The 15,446-nt window shown below is 70.7% G+C and carries 19 protein-coding genes and 2 pseudogenes; 16 read left to right on the top strand and 5 right to left on the bottom strand.

Annotated elements, in window-relative coordinates; all coding sequences use genetic code 11:
• Positions 1–21 precede the first annotated feature (21 nt).
• The 15 genes from ACFULQ_RS34370 to ACFULQ_RS34300 all read left to right on the top strand — a co-directional run bounded on the left by ACFULQ_RS34370 (position 22) and on the right by ACFULQ_RS34300 (position 11,949).
• A complete protein-coding gene (locus ACFULQ_RS34370) occupies positions 22–264 on the top strand; it encodes a hypothetical protein (protein WP_383551546.1) in 243 nt (80 codons plus the stop codon).
• Between the two features lies 1 nt (position 265).
• Positions 266–862: a phage gp6-like head-tail connector protein gene (locus ACFULQ_RS34365; RefSeq protein WP_383551544.1), complete on the top strand. Its 597-nt coding sequence runs from the start codon at positions 266–268 to the stop codon at positions 860–862.
• A gap of 10 nt (positions 863–872) precedes the next feature.
• Positions 873–1,322 (top strand): hypothetical protein, encoded by a 450-nt coding sequence (locus ACFULQ_RS34360; protein WP_383551542.1) that lies wholly within the window; start codon positions 873–875, stop codon positions 1,320–1,322.
• Positions 1,319–1,519 carry a hypothetical protein gene (locus ACFULQ_RS34355; RefSeq protein ID WP_383551540.1) on the top strand — a complete coding sequence of 67 codons (201 nt, stop codon included), beginning with the start codon at positions 1,319–1,321 and terminating at the stop codon, positions 1,517–1,519. The genes ACFULQ_RS34360 and ACFULQ_RS34355 overlap by 4 nt, the downstream gene beginning before the upstream one ends.
• Positions 1,512–2,252 (top strand): hypothetical protein, encoded by a 741-nt coding sequence (locus ACFULQ_RS34350; protein WP_383551538.1) that lies wholly within the window; start codon positions 1,512–1,514, stop codon positions 2,250–2,252. Before ACFULQ_RS34355 ends, ACFULQ_RS34350 begins: the two co-directional genes overlap by 8 nt.
• Positions 2,253–2,322: 70 nt before the next feature.
• Positions 2,323–2,724, top strand: a complete 402-nt coding sequence (locus ACFULQ_RS34345) for a phage tail tube protein (RefSeq protein WP_383551617.1) — start codon at positions 2,323–2,325, stop codon at positions 2,722–2,724.
• Positions 2,724–3,236 carry a hypothetical protein gene (locus ACFULQ_RS34340; protein WP_383551536.1) on the top strand — a complete coding sequence of 171 codons (513 nt, stop codon included), beginning with the start codon at positions 2,724–2,726 and terminating at the stop codon, positions 3,234–3,236. Before ACFULQ_RS34345 ends, ACFULQ_RS34340 begins: the two co-directional genes overlap by 1 nt.
• Positions 3,237–3,245: 9 nt before the next feature.
• A complete protein-coding gene (locus ACFULQ_RS34335) occupies positions 3,246–3,656 on the top strand; it encodes a hypothetical protein (RefSeq protein ID WP_383551534.1) in 411 nt (136 codons plus the stop codon).
• 186 nt (positions 3,657–3,842) lie between these two features.
• On the top strand, positions 3,843–5,945 hold the full coding sequence (locus tag ACFULQ_RS34330; RefSeq protein WP_383551532.1) for a phage tail tape measure protein: 2,103 nt from the start codon (positions 3,843–3,845) through the stop codon (positions 5,943–5,945).
• Between the two features lies 1 nt (position 5,946).
• Complete coding sequence (locus ACFULQ_RS34325; RefSeq protein WP_383551530.1) at positions 5,947–9,336, top strand: hypothetical protein; 3,390 nt, start codon at positions 5,947–5,949, stop codon at positions 9,334–9,336.
• Positions 9,336–9,836, top strand: a complete 501-nt coding sequence (locus ACFULQ_RS34320) for a hypothetical protein (RefSeq protein ID WP_383551528.1) — start codon at positions 9,336–9,338, stop codon at positions 9,834–9,836. The genes ACFULQ_RS34325 and ACFULQ_RS34320 overlap by 1 nt, the downstream gene beginning before the upstream one ends.
• Positions 9,837–9,900: 64 nt before the next feature.
• Complete coding sequence (locus ACFULQ_RS34315; RefSeq protein WP_383551526.1) at positions 9,901–10,812, top strand: N-acetylmuramoyl-L-alanine amidase; 912 nt, start codon at positions 9,901–9,903, stop codon at positions 10,810–10,812.
• A 20-nt stretch (positions 10,813–10,832) separates the two neighbouring features.
• Positions 10,833–11,018, top strand: a complete 186-nt coding sequence (locus ACFULQ_RS34310) for a hypothetical protein (RefSeq protein WP_383551524.1) — start codon at positions 10,833–10,835, stop codon at positions 11,016–11,018.
• Between the two features lie 11 nt (positions 11,019–11,029).
• A complete protein-coding gene (locus ACFULQ_RS34305) occupies positions 11,030–11,299 on the top strand; it encodes a hypothetical protein (RefSeq protein ID WP_383551523.1) in 270 nt (89 codons plus the stop codon).
• Positions 11,296–11,949 (top strand): collagen-like protein, encoded by a 654-nt coding sequence (locus ACFULQ_RS34300; RefSeq protein WP_383551521.1) that lies wholly within the window; start codon positions 11,296–11,298, stop codon positions 11,947–11,949. Before ACFULQ_RS34305 ends, ACFULQ_RS34300 begins: the two co-directional genes overlap by 4 nt.
• A gap of 56 nt (positions 11,950–12,005) precedes the next feature.
• Here ACFULQ_RS34300 and ACFULQ_RS34295 read toward each other — a convergent pair whose 3' ends face one another.
• The 3 genes from ACFULQ_RS34295 to ACFULQ_RS34285 are packed head-to-tail and all read right to left on the bottom strand — an operon-like array spanning position 12,006 to position 13,653.
• Complete coding sequence (locus tag ACFULQ_RS34295; RefSeq protein WP_383551519.1) at positions 12,006–12,860, bottom strand: helix-turn-helix domain-containing protein; 855 nt, start codon at positions 12,858–12,860, stop codon at positions 12,006–12,008.
• Positions 12,861–12,887: 27 nt separating this feature from the next.
• On the bottom strand, positions 12,888–13,421 hold the full coding sequence (locus tag ACFULQ_RS34290) for a DUF6879 family protein (protein ID WP_383551517.1): 534 nt from the start codon (positions 13,419–13,421) through the stop codon (positions 12,888–12,890).
• Positions 13,387–13,653, bottom strand: coding sequence for a hypothetical protein (locus ACFULQ_RS34285; protein WP_383551515.1), 267 nt, complete (start codon positions 13,651–13,653; stop codon positions 13,387–13,389). Before ACFULQ_RS34285 ends, ACFULQ_RS34290 begins: the two co-directional genes overlap by 35 nt.
• A gap of 225 nt (positions 13,654–13,878) precedes the next feature.
• Here ACFULQ_RS34285 and ACFULQ_RS34280 point away from each other — a divergent pair, with 225 nt between their 5' ends.
• Complete coding sequence (locus ACFULQ_RS34280) at positions 13,879–14,076, top strand: hypothetical protein (protein WP_383551513.1); 198 nt, start codon at positions 13,879–13,881, stop codon at positions 14,074–14,076.
• A 377-nt stretch (positions 14,077–14,453) separates the two neighbouring features.
• On the opposite strand, the pseudogene ACFULQ_RS34275 reads toward ACFULQ_RS34280, so the two are convergent.
• Together ACFULQ_RS34275 and ACFULQ_RS34270 are read right to left on the bottom strand one after the other, a co-directional pair.
• A pseudogene (locus ACFULQ_RS34275) lies at positions 14,454–15,137 on the bottom strand (ATPase, T2SS/T4P/T4SS family); the annotation flags it as partial.
• A pseudogene (locus ACFULQ_RS34270) lies at positions 15,134–15,446 on the bottom strand (septum formation initiator); the annotation flags it as partial. The pseudogenes ACFULQ_RS34270 and ACFULQ_RS34275, both read right to left, overlap by 4 nt.

Here is a 15,446-nt window from a genome sequence, read left to right as displayed (position 1 = left end):
CCGAATCCCCGGAGCGAACCCATGAGCGAAGAGACCCCGAAGACGGACGACCCGATGGTGGCCGCCCTGCTGCGTGAGCGTGCCGGGTACGTCGGCCGCAAGGGCAAGGAGGACCGCGTCGACGCGGTCGACGAACAGCTGCGCCTGCGCGGCTACAGCCCAGACGGCGAGCAGATCGCCGAGGACGGCGTGTCCAAGGCGGAGGACGGGCAGCGCAGTACACCGCCGAAGGGCCGCCAGGCCCGGAGCACAGACAAGGCGTGACGTGGCCAACGAGTACGTCACCCTTGAGGAGCTGAAGACCCAGCTCGGCATCGAGGCCGACGACAGCACCCGGGACGTGCTCCTGAACCGCGCCCGCCTGTCGGCTTCCCGGAGTATCGACAAGACGTGCGGCCGCCGTTTCTGGCTCGACGCCGACCCGGTGCAGCGGGTGTTCAACCCGCGCGGCCGGATCGTGCGCGAGGACGACGGCGACCTGTTCCTCGTCGATGACATCGGCGACGCCACCGGCCTGGTCGTCGAGACCGGCTCCGGCAGTTCGTGGTCGGCCGTCACCGGCTACGAGACGCACCCCGACAACGCCCTGGCCGACGGCAAGCCGATCACCGGCCTCCTGCGGCCCCTGGCTACGTGGGGCATCGCGACGGCCCGGCTGAGGGTGACCGCGAAGTTCGGGTGGCCCGTCGTCCCCGACGACGTCGCCGAGGCCACGTTGATCCAGGCATCCCGGCTCTACAAGCGCAAGGACTCCCCGGAGGGGATCATCGGCTCGGCCGAGTGGGGCGTGCGCAACCTGTCCCGCCGTGACCCGGACGTGTGGGCGCTGATCGAGCCGTACATCCTGCCCGGCTTCGGATAGGGGGCCCACGGTGCAGATCTCCGCTGTCCGCGACGCGATTGCGGACGCCGCCCGCGTCGTCCAACTCCCCACCGGCATCGGCAAGCTGACGTGCCTGGGCTACGTGCCCGACTCGGTGGTCGCACCGGTGTTCTTCGTCGCCGAGGTCGACGTCAACTACGACCGAGCCATGGGGCGCGGCCTCGACGAGCTGCTGTTCACCTGCCGCGTACTGGCCGGCCGGGCGGATGACCGCTCGGCTCAGCGCATCCTCGACGCGCTGCTGTCCGGGGCGGGCGAGGCCTCGCTCAAGGCAGCGATCGAGGCGGCCCGCGGCGGCCCCGGCGAGTACGCCCTGGGCGGCCTGGCCGACGACCTGCACATCGAACGCGTGCAGGGCTACCGCTGGTACGAGCACGCCGGGGCCAGCTACGTGGGCGCCGAGCTCGCCATCAAGGTCATCGGAGACGGGAGGACATGATGCGCATCCGCATCACCCAGGAGCAGCCCGAGGGCGCGCGGCTCAACGGCGAGCCGTGGCCCGCCGTGGGCGAGGAGACCGAGGTGCCGACCGCGCAGGGCGCCCACATGGTCGCCGCTGGCGTCGCCGAGGAGGCCGCCGACGAGCCGTCCAAGGGCGGCCGCAAGAGCCGGGCGAGGGGAGGCGACGGTGGCTAAGTCGATCCTGACCAACGTCCGCACGTTCGCGGTCGGCGTCGATCTCACGGGCGTCTCCAACAAGATCGAGATCTCGACCGAGGCCGAGGCCAAGAAGACCACGAACTACGGCTCGAACGGCTGGGACGAGGTGATCGGCGGGATCGCCTCGGCGGAGATCTCCGGCGAGGGCCAGTGGGAGGCCGGGGACGTCACCAAGGTCGATGACGCGTCCTGGGCGCAGCTCGGCGGCATCGGGCCCTGGTCGGTGTGTCCGGCAGGAGCCGCGTTCGTGGGCGATCTGGCGTATTTCACCAATGCCATGCGCTCGGACTACAAGCTGTTCGACGCCGTCGGTGAGGTCGCTCCCTGGACCGGCAGCGCGAAGAGCACGTGGCCGCTGGTGCGGGGAGTGGTGATGCATCCGCCCGGCACCGCGCGCACCGCCACCGGCACCGGCACCGGCCTCCAGCTCGGGGCCGTGCCCGCGGGCAAGCGCATGTATGCCGCGCTGCACGTCCTGTCGGTGGCCGGCACCGCTGCCCCGACCATCACCGGACGCGTCGAGTCATCCGTCGACAACACCTTCGCCGCCCCCACCACCCGCCTCACCTTCGCCGCGGCCACCGCGGTCGGCGGTCAGGCCCTGCGCACGGATGGCACCGCCATCACCGACACCTGGTGGCGGATCGCCTGGACGATCTCCGGCACCACGCCGTCGTTCCTGTTCGCCGCCTCGCTCGGCATCCAGTAGTCCCGTCCCGTTCCTGGCCCGCTCGCGGGCTCTTCGCCATGCCCTGAAAGGGGGGCCCGCCGTGCCCAAGATGGTTCTTCTCGCTCAGTACCTGTCGATCAACGCGAACGTCCTGAACACCTACACCCGCAAGGCCGAGCTGACGACGGAGGTCGAGGAGAAGGACGTCACGACCTATGCCTCTCTCGGCTGGAAGGAAGTCCTGGGCGGCATCAAGTCCGGTGAGCTGGGCTGCGAGTTCCTCCAGGACGTCGCCGCCGCGGCCCTCGACTCGATCATGTGGCCGCTGTTGGGCCAGGTGGTGCCGTTCGAGGTGCGCGCCGACCAGGCCGCGGTCGGCACCTCGAACCCGAAGTACACCGGCTCGATCCTGATCAGCGGCTGGAACCCGATCACCGGCTCGGTCGGCGACGAGAACACCGTCTCGCTGAACTTCCCCACCTCCGGGGCCGTGGTGAGGGCGACCGCCTGATGGCCGGCGGGCCGCCGTTCTCCCTCGGCGTGGAGACTCACCAGGGCCTGGCCGCCCTGGTGCGGGCCCTGCGCGCCGAGGAGGACGGCAAGCAGCTGCGCAAGGACCTCGCGAAGAACATGCGCGAGGCCCTCAAGCCCGGGGCGCAGGAGGCCAAGAGCTCGATCATGGCGATGGCGTCGGGCGGGATCATGCCCCACGCGCCCGCGCTGCGCTCGTCGATCGCCCGGAAGATCCGGCCCGAGGTCAAGCTCGGCGGCCGCTGGTCCGGGGCCAGGGTGAAGGCCTTCAAGACGAAGAACATCCGCAACTTCCCCAACGCCCCCAAGCGCACCAACCGGGCCGCCGGGTGGCGGCATCCGGTGTGGGGCAACCGCGAGAACTGGGTCACCCAGCGCGGAAAGATCGAGTGGTTCGACCGTGCCTTCCAGGGCCGCGAGGGGATCTACAAGGCCGCCGTCGAGCAGGCCATGGAAGACATGGCCCGTCGGATTGCCGACCGGGCCGGATAGGAGTCACGCGTGTACCTGGTCTACAAGCCCGAGGGCACCGAGGAGCCGCAGCGCTGGAAGTACCAGCCCAAGAAGCTCATGAGCCCCGAGCGGGAGCTCTTGGAGAAGCTCACATCCAAGAACTTCGCCGAGTTCACGGTCGACGTGCAGAAGGGCAACAGCCGCTGCCGGCGCGCCCTGCTGTACGTCTACCTGAAGCGGCAGCACCCCACCTTGAAGTTCGACGACGTCGACTTCGCGTGGGACGAGCTGACCCTGGAGCACTCCAAGGGCGAGCTGTTGCTGATGCGCGAGCAGATCGTCGACACCGTGCCGCCCGATCAGTTGGACGCGGTGCGGGCCAAGCTCGACGCGGAGATCGCGGTGGCGTTCGAGGACCCGGAGGAAGAGGGAAAAGCGGAGCTGCCGATCGCAGGCTGAGGCGGCTCGGCGACGCCGCCCACCTGCTCGGCATCCGTGGCCGGGACTGGGACACCCTGACCGTCGAGGAGACGGACGCCTACCTCGGCTGGCTCGACGCCTACATCAAGGCCCAGCAAGAGGCCGAAGAGAAGCTGAAGTCGGGGCGCTGACCGCTGCCCGCTGACCCTGGAGGGAGGCGGGCCGGTGAGCGACACCTCGCTCGTGTTCAACCTCGTTGCCCGTGACCGCGCGTCGGAGACCCTCGGCAAGGTCAAGGAGAAGTTCGACACCGCGGCGACCGGCATCGCCGCCGGAGTGGCCGGCGCCCTCGGCGTCGGCGTCGCCCAGGCCCTGGACATGTCGGCGGCCAACGCCAAGCTGGCCGCGCAGCTCGGGGTGGGCCCGGCCGAGGCCGCCGAGCTGTCCAAGGTCTCCGCCGACGTCTACGCCAACGCGTGGGGCGACTCCGCGGAGACCGTCAACAGCGCTATCAGGGGCGTCTACCAGAACATCGGTGACACCTCCGGCATCGAGGGCGGCCTCCAGGGCGCCACCGAGGATGTGCTCGCCCTGTCCGAGGCGTTCGATGTCGACCTCGCCATGTCGACCAAGACCGTCGGACAGCTGATGAAGACCGGCCTCGCCAAGGACGCGGGCGAGGCCATGGACATCGTCACGTGGGGCATGCAGAACGGCCTCAACGCCTCCGATGACTTCCTGGAGACCCTCAACGAGTACGCCCCGCAGTTCCAGAAGCTGGGACTGGACGGCCAGTCCTCGCTCGGCCTGCTCAACGCGATGATGCGCGCCGGCGTCCGGGACTCCGATGCGGCGGCCGACGCCATCAAGGAGTTCGGACTGCGGGCCATCGACACCTCGACCGCCGTCACCCAGGCCTATCAGGGCATCGGCCTGGACGCCGACGAGATGCGCGCGAAGATCGCCGCCGGAGGCCCGGGCGCCGCCCAGGCGATGGGGCAGGTCTGGGCGGCCCTCAAGCGGGTCCAGGACCCCATCAAGCAGAACCAGATCGGCACCGCCCTGATGGGCACCCAGTGGGAGGACACCGTCCGCTCGATCCTGCCGAACCTGGACACCGCGAAGCTGGGCATCGAGGGCGTCGAGGGCGCCACGGACAAGATGTCCACCACCCTGGCCAACAGCCCGGCCAAGTCACTGGAGCGCTTCAAGCGGGAGGCCATCACCCGGCTCGCCGAAGTGGCCGGGACGTTCATCCAGTTCGCGAGCGACAACAAGTCCGTGATGGAGCCGCTCGCCTACACCCTCGCCGGGGTGGCGGCCGCCGTCCTGGTCATCAAGGCCGGCATGGTGGTCTGGGCTGCCGCACAGGGCGCGTGGTCCGCGGCGACCGCGATCGCGACCGGCGTGCAGTGGCTGTGGAACGCAGCCCTGGCCGCCTCCCCCATCACCTGGATCATCATCGGGATCGTCGCCCTGGTCGCGATCATCGTGCTGATCGCGACGAAGACCACGTGGTTCCAGACCATCTGGCAGACGGTGTGGGGCGTCATCCAGGCGGCCGTGAAGATGCACGTCGACGCCATCAAGGCCGTCATCGGCTGGTTCGCCGCGCTGCCGGGCCTGTTCGCGGGATGGTTCGGCGCCGCCAAGGACTGGGCGGTGCAGAAGTTCACCGCGCTCGTCTCGTGGCTCGCAGGGCTCCCGGGCCGCGCCCTGGCCGCGATCAACAACCTCAACGTCTACATCGGCAACAAGGCCATCCAGGCGGGCAACGCCCTGAAAAACGCCCTGATCGACCGGGCCGTGTCCCTGCTGAACTGGCTGGGAGGACTCGGCGGCCGCGCCGTGCGGGCCGTCGGCAACTTCCACTCCCTGCTGTACTCCAAGGGCGTCGACGTCGTCACCGGCCTGTGGAACGGCATCAGTTCCATGGGCGGTTGGCTGTGGAATCGGGTCAGCTCGTTCGTCAAGAGCAGCGTCGTCGACGCCGCGTCGAGCTTCCTGCACATCGGCTCGCCCTCCAAGCGCATGGCGGACGAGATCGGACACTGGCTGCCGCCCGGCATCGCCGAGGGCGCCGAGAAGAACCGCGGTGTCCTCGACAAGACCATGCAGAGCCTCGTCGACCCCGCCCCCTACCGGCCCGCGGCCGTATCGGTGGGCACCGCGCCGTTCGCGGGGGCCGCCAGCGCCGTGGCCGGCCGCGGTCCGCAGGGCACGCTGCGTCTGGTCAACAGCAGCTCCGACCCGTTCATGGACTGGCTCAAGGAGCGGATCCGCGTCGACTTCGGCGGGGACGTGACCGCCCTGAACTCCGGGAGGTGACATGCCGAGTCTGCCGCCGCCGGTGTGGGCCGAGCTGTACTACAACGGCATCTTCAACAGCATCACCGCCGACCTGCACGTCCCGGCGCCGGTGTCCGTCACGCGCGGCCGCAGCGGGGAACGGGACTCTGCCGGCCCGAGTCAGGGCGCGATGACCCTGCTCAACACCGGCGCGAAGTACAGCCGCCGCAACCCCAACAGCCCGCTGTACGGGCAGATCGGACTGAACACGCCGATCCGCTACGGCTACGACGGTGTGGGCTCGGTGTGGGCGGTCGCCACCGGCGCGACGACCTCGTACCTGTCGACCCCGTCGTCGGCCGCCTACAACATCACCGGCGACCTCGACGTGCGCGCCGAGATCGCCCCCGAGAGCTGGCACGAGCCGAACATGAACATCGCCAGCCGCTTCGACGCTGGGACCAACAACCGCGGCTGGCTCCTGCACAACACCGCCGCAGGGGTGCCGGAGCTGATCTGGAGCACAGACGGCACCGCGACCACGTTCGCCGTCGCCACCGCCTACATGCCCGCGCACGCGGGCCAGCGGATGGCCCTGCGCGCCACCCTCGACGTCGCCAACGCCTCCGGGGTGTGGGAGGTGCGGTTCTACACCGCGCTCACCGCCAACGCCCCCGAGGCCGACTGGCAGCTGCTCGGCGACCCGGTATTCGGCAGCGGGGCGACGAGCGTGTTCGACCCGGCCCGGCCGGTCGAGTTCGGGGCCCGGTCGACGTCGGTCAACCCGGGTGTGAACGGGCGCCTGTACCGGCTCCAGCTGCGCGGCGCGATCGGCGGCACCGTCCTGCTCGACGTGTCCACCTCCCTCGCCACCGTCGGCGCCGGCTCCTTCCAGGACGCCAACGGGGTCACCTGGACGGCGAACCAGGTGACGTTCACCCGCCGGCACGTCCGCTTCCACGGCGAGGTGCCCGACTGGACGCCGCAGCGGGACAAGTCCGGCGCCTTCAAGACCGTGTCGATCAGCCCGGCCGGGATCTCGCGGCGGCTGTCGTCCGGCGAGAAGCTGCTGCGCTCGCCGATGTTCCGGGAGATGTCCAACCCGGCCCGGCAGAACATCGTCGCCTACTGGCCGCTGGAGGAGTCCTCGAACGCCCTCAGCCTGGCCAGCGGCCTGGTCGGCGGCCGGACCGGCTCCGTCAGCGGCGACGTGTCGCTGGCCGCCGACTCCACCAGCTGGCTCTCCTCGGATCCGCTGCCGACCGTGCGCACCGGCAAGATGACGCTGCCGGTGCTCTCCTACGCCGACACCGGTCAGATGTCGATGCGCTTCCTGCTCACGGTGCCCTCCGGCGGAGTCACCGCGAACGGCGTCCTGGCCCGCCTCACCACCACTGGCACCGTGCGGGCGTGGGAGATCGGCATCCGCACCGACGGCAGCCTGTCCATCACCGCCTACGACTCCGACGGCGCGGTCCTGGCGACCGAGATCATCGGGTTCACCGTCAACGGCACCACCAGCGCGGTCACCTTCGAGTTGTCCATCAGCGGCTCGACCATCACCCGCCGCATCCTCGTCACCCCGTACAGGCCGGGCCTGACCATCTTCGACGCGATCACCCCGGTGGCGGCCACCAACACCGTCACCGGCACCGCCGTGGGGCGCGTCACCAGCCTCCAGCTCGGCGACGGCACCGCGGACCTGGGCGGCATCACCGTGGGGCATCCGGCGATCGCCAACTCCCTGGCCGGCTACGCCAACACCGGCAACGCGACCATCGGCTGGAACGGCGAATCCGCCCGCAGCCGGCTGCGGCGCCTGGCCGCCGAGGAGCAGGTTCCCCTGTCCGTCGCCATGAGCGACCCAGCGTGGCCGCGGATGGGTGTCCAGCAGTCCAGCACGTTCCTCGACCTGCTGCGCCAGGTCGAGACGGTCGACCAGGGCATCCTCTTCGAGCGGCGCGACGGCACCGAGCTCGTCTACCGCGGCGCCAGCACCTTGCTCAACCAGCAGCCCGTGCTCACCCTGGACTTCGAGCAGGGCCTGTTCGACGACATCCGGCCCAAGGATGACGACAGGTCGGCCTTCAACGTCATGACCGCCAAGCGGATCAGCGGCTCGGAGTTCACCTACGAGCTCACCGAGGGCGCCAACTCGACCCAGGACCCGCCGAACGGCATCGGCTACTACGGCACGTCGGTGGAGCTGTCCGTCGCCTCCGACGACGACCTGCCCGACCAGGCCGCGTGGCGGGTGCACGTGGCCACCGTCGACGAGATGCGCTACCCGACGATCACCCTCAACCTCGCCAACGACCGGGTGTTCGCCCTGATCGACACCATCCTGCGCGTCGACGTCGGCGACAAGATCCGGCTGACCAACCTGCCGCCCGACTGGAGCTACGACGACGTCGACCTCCTGGTCCTGGGAGGCGGGGACGCCCCCGGCCCGGACGGCTGGCCCATCACCTTCACCTGCGTCCCCGCCGAGCCGTACAACGTCGCCGTGGCCGACAGCACCACCAACGGGCGCGCGGACACCGCCGGCAGCCAGCTCGCCGCCGCCCTCACGAGCAGCGCCACCACCGCCACGGTCCTCACCACGGCCGAGAACCGGTGGGTGTGGTCGTCCCAGTTCCCGGGCGAGTTCCCGTTCGACGTGCGGGCCGGAGGGGAGGTCTGGACCGTCAGCGCGATCAACCCGTCCGTCTCCGACACCTTCACCCGCACGGTGGCGAACGGCTGGGGGACCGCCACCAGCGGGCAGAGCTGGACCAGCACCGGCGGCGCGGTCGGCGACCACTACACCCAGGGCAGCGAAGGCGTGCACAAGATGACCGCGGTCAACACCGCCCTGCGCGACCTGATCACCGCCTCGGGCACCGACCACGACGTGCGGCTGTCGGTGAGCACCGACCAGGCCGCCACCGGCGGCGACCAGTACGTCGCCGCGGTCGCCCGGGCCGTCGACGAGACCAACCTCTACATGGCCCAGTTGCAGTTCTCGACGACGGGCGCGGTCACGCTCACCCTGCGCAAGCGGGTGGCCAGCGTGGAAACGATCCTCGGGACCTGGTCGGGCGGTGTCGGCGCCGCCCACACCGCGTTCGGGAAGTTCTACATCCGCCTCCAGGTGCGCGGCAGCACGCTCCGCTGCCGGGCCTGGGCCGCGGCCATCCCCGAGCCGGGGGCATGGCAGATCATCGCCACCGACACCAGCCTCACCACCGGCACCGCGGTCGGCACCCGGTCCGTGCGCACGAACAGCAACACCAACGCCAACCTGCTCGCCAACTACGACGACTTCGAGCTGCTCAACCCGCAGCGATTCACCATCGCGCGCAGCGTCAACGACGTCGTCAAGGCGCACGCGGCGGGCACCGATGTCCGGCTCGCACGCCCGGTGTACCTCGCCCTGAAGGAGTCCTGATGCCGGACCTGGTCTATGCGGGACAGCGGGTGACCGCCGACATGCTGTCCTACCGCGCGCCGTACACGGTGGCGTTCACCCCACTCGCCGCGAACACGGCCACGACCACGACCACAGAGGCCGTGGCCATCACCACCCCATCGATCACCTTCAAGAACGGGCGGGCCTACCGAATCACGCTGAAGTGCCTGGCCCAGTCATCGGTGTCCGGCGACACGGTCACCCTGCGGGTCCGCAAGACCGACACATCGGGGACCGCGTACCTGGACCAGCTCCGCCAGTACATCGCGGCGGCCGGCGCGAACGCCCCCGAGCACTTCAGCAACATCGCCACGAACACGACGGGATCCGACGTCACCGCCGTCCTGGTGGCCACCTACCAGCGCGCCAGCGGCACCGGCAACGCCCTGATCGCCGCATCCGCCAACAACATCGCCTTCGTCCAGGTCGAGGACGTAGGCCCCGCGGGCGACTACTCCAGCGCCCAGGCCATCAGCTAGCCAACCGGCCCACGATCCTGCCCCGCGCCCACCGGCCGGGGCCTTCTTCATGTCTGGAGACCGCATGGCCACACCGCCCACCGCGTCCACGTTCGCAGCGCTGCTGCGGGCCGAGGGCGTGACCGTCGTCGAGGTCGGCGACTGGGAGACGCACAACCGCAACAGCCGCGGTCCGTGGGGGCCCGTGCACGGCGTGATGATCCACCACACCGTCACCAAGGGCACCGACGCCACGGTGAAGATCTGCCGCGACGGCTACACCGCGCTTCCCGGCCCGCTGTGCCACGGCGTCATCGCCAAGGACGGCCGCGTCCACCTCGTCGGTTACGGCCGCGCCAACCACGCAGGCCTGGGTGACCCCGACGTCCTGGCCGCGGTCATCGCCGAGCACAAGGCCCCGGCCGACGACGAGGCCAGCGTCGACGGCAACCGGCACTTCTACGGCTTCGAGTGCGAGAACCTCGGCGACGGCCAGGACCCGTGGCCGGCCAAGCAGGTCGACGCGATCGTCCGCGTGGCCGCCGCCCTCGTCCGCCACCACGGCTGGACCGCCCTGTCGGTCATCGGCCACCTGGAGTGGCAGCCCGGCAAGGTCGACCCGCGCGGCTTCGGCATGGACTGGCTGCGGGGGAAGGTCGCCGACCGGCTCGCAGCGGGCAAGCCGACGACCACGCTGCCCGCCCCGGGCAAGCCCGTCGTCGACCTGTCGAAGCTCGTCGCCGCCGCCCGCTCGAACCCGAAGGCGTCCGGCACACCGGTCACCTACCCGGGGGTGAAGACCGTCGAGGCCGCCCTCGTTGACGGCGGCTTCCTCGCGAAGGTCTACCTGGACGGCCACTTCGGCACGACCACCGTCACCGCCTACGCCAAGTGGCAGCGCCACCTCGGCTACTCGGGGACGGCCGCCGACGGCATCCCCGGCCGCGCCTCCCTTACGGAGCTCGGCAAGAAGTACGGCTTCACCGTCACCGCCTGATCGAGAGGAACCGATTCCCCATGAGAATCTCCAGCATCGCCAAGAGCATCGTCGCCGGAGTCGCGGCCGGCGCCACGGCCGCGGTCACAGCGATCCAGGACGGTGTCCTCGACACCGGAGAGGGCGTCACCATCGTGCTCGCCGTCCTCGGCGCCTGGGGCATCACCTACGCCGTACCCAACAAGCAGGCCAGCCGCGACCTGTAGGGAGCACCACCTTGGACGCCGCCACCATCGGCGCGGTACTCGCGCTCGCTGGAGTGCTGTCCGGCTCGGTGGTGGCGTACCTCGGTAAGCGGGGCGAGAACGCGACCACCCGCATGAACAGCGAGATAGACCAGATCCAGGAGGAGCGGGACGGGCTGCGCAAGCAGGTCGCCGAGCGGGACAGCCGGATCGCCGAGCTGCTCAAGCAGCAGGGCGAGGACTACGTGACGATCGCCCGCCTCCGTGCCCACATCATCACCATGGGAGGCGAACCACCGTGACCCGTGCCGAACGGGCGCTCGCCGAGCGCTGGCGGTGGATCGCCGTCCTCTGCTGGCTACTGGCCCTGTCCGGGCTGGCCGTCGTCGGCTACTCCTGGTACAGCCAGCTTGCCGACGAGGCGGACCTGCGCGGCCAGGCCGTGAGCACGCTCGCCGGGGACGTGCGCGTACTGCGCGCCCAGGTCCAGGCGGCGGGCGAGACACCCAAGGCGCCCGACCCGAGCAAGGCCGTCGCCGACCTGGACGAGCGCACCCGAGTCCCCGTGCCCATACCGGGGCCGCGCGGCCCCCAGGGTGATCCCGGGCAGCCGGGGCCGTCAGGTTCGCCCGGTCAGAACGGTACGGACGGAAGCGTCGGGACCCCCGGCAGTACCGGTGCGACCGGCCCTGCGGGCCCTGCTGGTCCCGCTGGCCCGCCCGGTCCCCAGGGAGACCCGGGACCGACCGGCCCGCAGGGCGAGCAGGGGGCCACGGGTGAGCGCGGCCCGGCTGGCCCCTCCTGCCCGGACGGCTACAGCCTCCAGGCGCCCGCCAACGATCCGGACGCCCTGGTGTGCCGACGCGACGGCGCCCCCGCCCCACAGCCGACCGACAATTCCGGCGGCCTGCTGTCCATGGGGCTCGACCCCTCCCGACGCCAGTACCCGTAACGACCGCGGCCCCGCTCTCCCTTTGGGAGGCGGGGCCGCTTTCGTCCTGTCCGGGGTCAGTGCAGGGCTTCGATCGCCCGCAGGATCAGCGTGCGCGCCTCCGCCCCGTACACCGCGTCCCCGCGCAACTGCTCGAACGCCTTCAGGTACAGACCGATCTCGGACGGCTGGGTGATCCTCACCCGGGCCGAGACGAGCTCGACGGAGACGAGGCGGTCGTCGTAGACGTGGAAGGTCTCGCGCGGCCACTGGGTGCGCTCGCGCGCTGCCATGGGGATGATGCCGAGGGAGACCTGGGGCAGGGCCCCGGCGGTGAGCAGGTAGCCGAGCTGCGCGGCCATCTCGTCCGCCCCGCAGATCTGGTGCCGGAGGGCGTCCTCCTCGACGACGAACACGAACCGGTGTCCCCGCTCGTGGATGATGCGGGAGCGGTCCACTCGCGCCCGGGCGGCCTCGGCGCTGTCGTCGAGCTGCACGTCGCGGAAGCGCGCGCTGATGGCGAGGATGCCCGCCGCGTACCCCTCGGTCTGGAGGAGTCCGGGCACGAGCGTGGATGAGTAGACGCGGAACAGCTCGGTGTCCTGGAACAGCCGGGGCTCGCTGTCCTGGAGCGCCTTGAGGCCGGCGCGTACCTGCGTGCGCCACTCGGTGTACATGGATTCGGCGTGCAGCGACTGGGCGATCAGGTCCTCGGCCTGGTCGGCGACGTCGCAGGCCTGGCACCACAGCCGTATGTCCGTTGCGGTGGGCGCCGTGCGGGCGTTCTCGATCCGGGATGTCTTGGCGTGGTGCCAGTTGCAGCGGCTGGCCAGCTCAGTGACCGTCAGCCCCGCGCTCTTGCGCAGGTCGCGCATCCGCTGGGCGACTACCTCGCGCGCGGCCTGCGCGGACGAGGAGGGAGAGAGGGGCATGAGCTGGCCTGTCCGGTGTTCGCTGGGTCAGTGGATCTCGTACTGGTCGTGCGGGATGGCTCGTGCCCACACCGCCTCGAACGCCTCGGCGCACAACTTGGCGACGGCCGGGTCCTCGGAGACCTCGCCGCCGGCGGACGCGCCGTCACCGGTGAAGTGGTTCCAGTAGACCGTGTGGTCGTCGAACAGCCAGAAGTCGTTCCCGGGCAAGGCGAGTTCGGAGGCTTGGCGGCGGGGCAGCCAGGACACCTGCTCGCCCGCGGCGACGTTGGTGAAGGTGAAGCTGTGCAGGAAGCGGGTGTACTCGCTGACCGGCTCCGAGACGATGCGCGCCCGCCGCATGGTCACGCCGCGCGCCGTCGTCTCCTCGACGAGGCTGAGCCAAGGACGCCACCACGACGCTCGGTCCGCCTCGTCGTACCGGAAGCCGCGCCGCCAGTCGGCGAACGGCCCGGACTCATAGTCGACGGCGTAGCTGTCGCGCATCTCGAGGTGGACAGCGGACCGGGTGGCAGCGGCCAGGAGATCAGTGAACGCGGGCGGCGGCACGTTCAACGGCATCGCAGGCCTCCCTGATCATCGGCACCATCCTGGCGGGGATACGGACCACGGCCTCGTTCTCGGGGATACCGACAGCGTGGCCTGGCACCTCGAACGCGGCGCACTCGGCTTCGAGTTCGGGGCCCGGCTTCCATCCCTGGAAGACGAGTTCCTGATTCTCCTGGTCGACCCAGACCGTCGGTGACTCGTGGTCCCCGGTGGTCGGGTCGATGCCGATGAACAGTAGCGACATGGCTGCCTCCGTCGGTCGTTTGTGCAGGACTGTGCGACACCGTCACCCCGCTGGGCGCCACCGTCAAGAGGGCGTGATGCGCCACCAGCCCAAGGTATGAGTCTGTGCGCACACATCTGCACAATGCTGGAGGTGCTGCACATCGCGCTCCTAGCGTCGGGAGACACAACGAATCCCGGCGGCCGCGCGAACGGCCCCGGGCGTGGACGACTGGTTGGAGTCGACATGCCGGAGAATACGCAGACCGCGCCCGCCGCGAACAGCCCTACTGGTTACGGCTGGTGCGCCTGGCATCAGAACTACGCCCGAGGCGTGCGACTCATCTCCGCGATCGAGCAGGGCTCCGGCTCGGGCCAGTGCCTGTTCGCCTGCCGCAGCTGCCGCGACATCTACGACCTGGTCCCGCTCGCCGACCAGCCGTGACCGAGACGGACAAGACCCCCGAGTGCGCGCTCGGGGAGCACCTCATGTGCGCGGGGCCGCGCGTGATCCGGCGCCAGGGAGCCCCATCGTGGGAGGCGCCCATCATGACGATCCGATGCAGCTGCTCGTGCCACGGCCTCCAGCGGAAGCCCTGACTCCTGCCCGCTCTCCGCACCCCAGGCGTAGTCGAGGGCGGGCAGGCCAGGCGGCCCCGACCGGTACCAGTGACCCGGTCGGGGCCGTTTCATGCCCGCACCTTGGATTCGAAGGTGGCAGCAGTCGGGGGCGAACGCGACGACAAAACCGCAGGTCAAGGCCACTCTTTTGAGGTCCATCGCGCCTATCCGAACAAGATCATTTTAGAGGCGTCACAGACACATACTGGGGTTGCCCGTGCCGGTCCCGCCGCTGATGAGGAAGGACAGCCGCGCGTCGAGCAGCGCCCGCAGCACCCGGTCCCCGCCCGGCGGCACCGTGCCGGCCGCGACGAGCTCGTCCAGCGTGAACGCGCGCGGCCGGACCACCCGAAGCGACAGACAGGCGCAGCCGACGGCCACCGGGGAGAGCACCGCGTGCAGCCGGGTCCCGTCGGGCAGCCGGGCGTCCACCCAGGGCCGGGCGTCGTCGAGGCGCCGGCCGGCCACCGCGGCCAGGCGCTGCGCGAGTCGTCGTACGGCGGCCGCGTCCGGGAAGGTGACCGCGGTCAGTTCGAGGCCGCCGCCCCGGTCCACCCACACCCGGTCCGGGGCCGACACCAGGACGTCCGTGACCGACGGATCCGCGAGCAACGGCTCCAGGGGACCGCTGCCGACCAGCTCGGACCGCAACCGCTCGGCCGCGCCCAGCACTTCGGCGTCGCCCAGCACCCGCCCCTGCTCGCGCAGCGCCTGCGCCACCCGCGCGGGCGTCGGCTCGGCCCCGCTCTCAGCCAGCCACTGCCGCACCCCGTCCAGCAACCCGACAGCCCCGAGGGCCTCACTGGCCGCAACAGTTCCGACGGCGCCGACAGCAATCTCACGTGAGCGAGCCCCTGTGAGCACCCCCTCGAAGTCCCCGCTCATGCCACCCCCGCCTCCACCAGCGCCCGCTCCCAGAACTCCTTGCAGAACCGCGCCAGCGGCCCCCGTGCCGCCGCGCCCGGTGGCGCCTCGCCCCCGTGCGACCGTTGCAGCGACGACTCCACCGGCACCTCGCCCACCAGGGGCAGCCCCAGCAGTCGGGCCACCTCGCGGTCGTCGAGGCCGGGGGCGTACGGGCCGCGTACTGCCACCCTCAGGTCGCGCAGGACCATGCCGACGACGGAGGCCACGCGGCCGGCCGCGGCGAGAGCGCGCAGTTCGGCGGGGACCACGAGGATCCCGAGGTCGAGC

It is taken from the genome of Streptomyces sp. NPDC057253, from assembly GCF_042669125.1.
Classification (GTDB): Bacteria; Actinomycetota; Actinomycetes; order Streptomycetales; family Streptomycetaceae; genus Streptomyces.
The sequence above is the reverse complement of the archived record's forward strand: the minus strand, read 5'-3'. Positions and strand labels throughout refer to the sequence as shown.

Coding starts and splice junctions, on each gene's coding strand:
- ACFULQ_RS34285 (WP_383551515.1), bottom strand. CDS start 13,653: ATGTCGCTACTGTTCATCGGCATCGACCCGACCACCGGGGACCACGAG.
- ACFULQ_RS34290 (WP_383551517.1), bottom strand. CDS start 13,421: ATGCCGTTGAACGTGCCGCCGCCCGCGTTCACTGATCTCCTGGCCGCT.
- ACFULQ_RS34295 (WP_383551519.1), bottom strand. CDS start 12,860: ATGCCCCTCTCTCCCTCCTCGTCCGCGCAGGCCGCGCGCGAGGTAGTC.
- ACFULQ_RS34355 (WP_383551540.1), top strand. CDS start 1,319: ATGATGCGCATCCGCATCACCCAGGAGCAGCCCGAGGGCGCGCGGCTC.
- ACFULQ_RS34370 (WP_383551546.1), top strand. CDS start 22: ATGAGCGAAGAGACCCCGAAGACGGACGACCCGATGGTGGCCGCCCTG.
- ACFULQ_RS34315 (WP_383551526.1), top strand. CDS start 9,901: ATGGCCACACCGCCCACCGCGTCCACGTTCGCAGCGCTGCTGCGGGCC.
- ACFULQ_RS34280 (WP_383551513.1), top strand. CDS start 13,879: ATGCCGGAGAATACGCAGACCGCGCCCGCCGCGAACAGCCCTACTGGT.
- ACFULQ_RS34310 (WP_383551524.1), top strand. CDS start 10,833: ATGAGAATCTCCAGCATCGCCAAGAGCATCGTCGCCGGAGTCGCGGCC.
- ACFULQ_RS34320 (WP_383551528.1), top strand. CDS start 9,336: ATGCCGGACCTGGTCTATGCGGGACAGCGGGTGACCGCCGACATGCTG.
- ACFULQ_RS34340 (WP_383551536.1), top strand. CDS start 2,724: ATGGCCGGCGGGCCGCCGTTCTCCCTCGGCGTGGAGACTCACCAGGGC.
- ACFULQ_RS34325 (WP_383551530.1), top strand. CDS start 5,947: ATGCCGAGTCTGCCGCCGCCGGTGTGGGCCGAGCTGTACTACAACGGC.
- ACFULQ_RS34345 (WP_383551617.1), top strand. CDS start 2,323: ATGGTTCTTCTCGCTCAGTACCTGTCGATCAACGCGAACGTCCTGAAC.